Genomic DNA, 4508 nt, shown 5'->3' with positions numbered 1-4508 from the left:
TCAAACAATACATCAACTCCAACTACAGCAACTGTAGCGAAAGCTGATGATAAGACAGCTCCAGATGCACCAGTTGTGAACCCAGTTAAAGCAGGTGACACAGCAGTCACAGGTACAGCTGAAGCAGGTTCAACAGTAGAAGTAACCCTTCCAGATGGCACTAAAGCATCAGCAACAGCTGACCAAGATGGCAACTTCAGCGTTCCAGTTAGCGGTTTGGAAGAAGGTCAAACAGTCTCTGTTACAGCGAAAGACGCTTCAAACAATACATCAACTCCAACTACAGCAACTGTAGCGAAAGCTGATGATAAGACAGCTCCAGATGCACCAGTTGTCGATACAGATCTTACAGGTAAGGCAGGTACTCGTACACCAATCGATGTTATTGCTGAACCAGGTACTAAGATTGAATTGTTCGATAAAGACGGTAACAAGATTGGTGAAGCTACAGCTGATGACAATGGTAAAGCCACTATCATACCAACGGTTGATATTCCGGAAGGTAATGTGACAGCGAGAGCGACAGACTCATCAGGTAATGTCTCAGATGCTAGCGCCTCAATGCTTGCAACAAGGGGTGGATCAACAGATACCTTTAATAATAGTAAAGGTTCTAATGTTACTCCAACGGTTGTGAAACCATCACCAGCTGTAGATGTTCAGGCAGTGGATTCATCAGATAAGCACATGAATCTCAAAGCAAGAGCAACTATTTCAGCAGCTCAAAAAGACGCTTCTACTCTTCCAGCTACAGGAGAAGAAGCATCAACTGCAGCTGTAGTACTAGGAGGAGTTCTTGCAGCATTTGGACTTACCTTGGCAGGTAAGCGTAAAAAAGAAGACTAAGATAAATTAAAAAACTTGTAGAAGTGATTTAATAAGTCATCTGAGTTTTCAAACGAAAAGACTCATCCCTAAACTGGGGTGAGTCTTTTTCTACCATTTGTCAAGTATAATACGGTTTCGAACTCAACATTATTTCTGATAGAGTATAATGGGAATTTTTTGAGAAATAGTTCAAGCCATTTTTTCTGACATTTGAGCATATAAAAACGACACCTTATCTGGCATTTTTTGAAATGGCAGAATAAGATTGCTTTGCCAGTCCAACTAACTTTTCAGCTATGTTGCCTATTCTGTTCTCTGAAATACGTTTAGAGGTGGACTGGCGAAAAGTCTCTTTCAACTCAACTTCTGATAATTCTAGCACCCAATGCTTGGTTGGGAAGATGGAAACAAGATTCCAATATTGCTCACCTGTAGGAGTAGATAGTAGATTTTCGATTTCTGGGAAGGCGACTTGAAGAACTTTGTGCAGCCTATTCTTCGTCCTTACGATATCCTCTGTCAGATTTTGGTAGAATCGACTAAGATCATGCAAGTTTTGATAGACTTTTTCTTGAACATAAGTTGGCTTACGGTTTAAAACGAATTGTGACGAAGCTAGTTTCTCTGCATAAATCTTATCGGTTTTCCGAACTCGTAATCCATCAAGTTGCTTCTTAGCTTCCAAAGGATTAAGACGTGTATAGTCATAGCTGTTTTCTTCTAGAAAAGCTTGGAGTCGGCGAGAGTAGACACCAGTAGCTTCGAAAATAATTTCAGGGTTGCTCACGGTCTTTAGATCCTTCAGTAGATGAGAAAATCCGATAATGTCATTAGGCATAGTATATCCATGAACCCTTTTACCATTCACAAGAATAGCGACTTCTGAGCTTGCTTTACTCACATCAATTCCAAAAACTACTCGCATGATATTACCTCTTAGTCTTGAATGATTCCTTGCTTTAGTGATGCCATTTTCAATACTCGACGTTTTTCGTCCCACATACTTTGATAACATTCTTCCTAAAACAGGTGTCTTGTCAGTTTTAGTTACGACGTCTAGCGCCAAAGGACTCATCGACTTAACAAGACACCTCTACTTTAACATAACGAAAAAGTAGTGAGTACTTTCTCCCGTCGGAGATTTCCTTACTACTAATCTTAGTATGTTTTATTTGTTATGATAGGGAGATAATACTAACTCAGGTAATTCGTTCATTTATTTTTTACCTTTCTCTTTAAATAGTTTTAGAGTGTTTCTTAAATATAAACTAAAACTTTTGAAATTGTTATGTAATTATGACTTTTCAAAATTGTATTGCAAATAGTAACAAGTTTCTCACTCTATAATAAGACTTTTTAATCTGGTACATGTACTAAATATTTTTTTAAAGTAAAATAATTTATTTATCAAGTATTTTATAGTTTTATTTTTCATTTTGTTGTCAAATCAATATTTTTAATAAATTAAATGTTATTTTATCTTTTTTTTACAAATCAACAAAATCTGTATTAATTAATTTTTATATTGATAAATATTTTGAAAGAAAAAAGTTTGATTTTCTAATATTTGTTATAAATCGAAAAAATAGAACTAATAAAGTAAGTGAAACATTATAAAATAAATGTTTTGAGCTCTAATTGTATAAGTTAAATTATTTTCCAAGATTTTCATTTTGAGTGAGAATCTCTCGATTATTAGAAAATTATGTTATAATGTGATAAAGATTTCTATCAATGGGGTAAAGGTAGAATGAGGCAAATATGTTTTTCAGACGAAATGCAGGTAAATATCGCGAAACAGATCGCGTAACTCGTTTCAAACTTATCAAATCAGGAAAAAACTGGCTTCGTGCAGCAACTGCTAACTTTGGACTTTTCAAAGTTGTTAAAGGAAGTGCAGATGCGCCGTCAGTTTCAGCGCAAAGTGTTGAGGAAAAAACACCAGTTCTCTCAGGTCAAGCATTACTAAAAGGAATTGCGGCTGCGGGTGCATTGGCTGGAGGTGCAGTTACGACTTACACTGCTCAAGCCGAGGAGATGACAAGCCCTGCTTTGGAGAGACAGCTAACTGCTAATCAAGATGTGACAGCTAACTCTGACTCAGTTGTATTGAGTACAGCGTCTGTTTCTGAAGCTTCTGTGGTAGCGTCAACAAGTCAAGAGTCTACCAGTTCTTCAGTTGACACCCAAGCAAGCACAGATGCATCTGTATCATTATCACAATCTGTATCCCAATCGGTATCAGCAGAATTATCACAAGCCATCTCAGAATCAGCATCTCTAAGCAAGGAATACTCTACCTCTGAGAGCCAGTCTCATACTGAAAGTGCTAGTGGTTCAAACTCAGAATCAGTTTCTGAATCAGCAACTTCAACAAGATCAGCTACCTCTGAGACAGCGACTCAAGATGATGAAAAAACAATCTTGGATCAAAACGTTTCAGAAGCAGAATTGCTCTTTAATATTGCTAAAAATTACCAAGCAAAATTAACAGATACAGCTTCGAAAGCTGAAATCCAAACAGCTATTGCGTCAGTTCAGGAAGAAGTTGCCAAATCAACAACCTTGCTTGCTGCATCAGCAACAAACGCTGCTTATGCTGAACAACGTGAGCGCCTTGGTAACGCTGTTGACGGTATGATGACCAAGATTACAAATGCAGGTTTCAACGGGAATTCTACAGTTAGTGGTAGCCCAGCAATTACTTCAAACCTTAATTTAGCTAAAGGTGAAACTAAGGTTTATATTGGAAGTGGGACAGATTCATATTATAATATTCCTATTTATTATAAACTGACAGCTGCACATAATGGAAAAAGTGTGACCTTTACTTATACAGTTACCTATGATAATCCAGCAACAGCTACTCTTGAACTACCAACAAAATTAGGTACTAATCATGCTATCTATAATACCGGAACATCAAATCAGACTATGTTTACCCTTGGTAGTGGTTTTGGGATTCCTTCAAATGTGGCAAACTATATTACAGATTCAAAAGGTAATAAAGTTATATCATATAATACTTCAACTGTTACAAAGGAGGGGAAGGGTTACTCTTGGGGGAATGGTGCTCAAATGAATGGTTTTCAGGCTAAGAAAGGATATGGACTGACATCATCTTGGACTGTTCCGATTATTGGAAACGACACTTCCTTCACATTTACACCATTCGCAGGAAAAACAGATAACAATTATTCTAACTTTTTAAGTGGAAATAAGGTAGTAGAATCAGATACTACTAGTCAATCACGTAGTCTCTCACAAAGTTTATCAATTAGTCAGTCCACAGTAGTTTCAGATTCTATCTCTAAGAGTCAAGCTACTTCGAAGTCAGTTTCGCAATCTCTTTCGACAGTGGCCTCAGAATCGATTAGAAAGTCAAATGAAACTAGCAGATCTTTATCCACTAGCGAATCATCGCGGACAAGCTTATCCCAGAGTCAATCTACAAGTCAGCGATTGTCACAGTCGGTGAGTACAAGTTCTTCATTAAGTGCATTTAATTCGCAAAGTTTATCAAGATCAATAAGTCAATCTTTATCGACGAGTGCAAGTACCTCAGCTCGAACAAGTTTATCTCAGAGTCAATCAACGAGTCAACGACTATCACAATCAGCAAGTACAAGTGCTTCATTGAGTACATCAAGATCGCAAAGTTTGTCTAGTTCGATAAGTCA

2 protein-coding genes and 1 pseudogene are annotated in these 4508 nt (G+C 37.4%); 2 read left to right on the top strand and 1 reads right to left on the bottom strand.

Features of this window, described 5'->3' with window-relative positions; all coding sequences use genetic code 11:
- Positions 1–846: LPXTG cell wall anchor domain-containing protein (locus H7T98_RS09395; protein ID WP_201061742.1), on the top strand; the 846-nt coding region annotated here is incomplete at its 5' end.
- A 220-nt stretch (positions 847–1066) separates the two neighbouring features.
- On the opposite strand, the pseudogene H7T98_RS09390 reads toward H7T98_RS09395, so the two are convergent.
- Positions 1067–1753 (bottom strand): annotated as a pseudogene (locus tag H7T98_RS09390) (IS110 family transposase); the annotation flags it as partial.
- 836 nt (positions 1754–2589) lie between these two features.
- On the opposite strand from H7T98_RS09390, the gene H7T98_RS09385 reads away from it, so the two are divergent.
- The coding region (locus H7T98_RS09385; protein ID WP_201061740.1) for an accessory Sec-dependent serine-rich glycoprotein adhesin at positions 2590–4508 on the top strand (1919 nt) is incomplete at its 3' end.

This window comes from Streptococcus sp. 23.2 (assembly GCF_016648665.1).
Classification (GTDB): domain Bacteria; phylum Bacillota; class Bacilli; order Lactobacillales; family Streptococcaceae; genus Streptococcus; species Streptococcus salivarius_E.
Note: the sequence above shows the minus strand (reverse complement) of the source record. Positions and strands in the feature narration are given on the sequence as shown.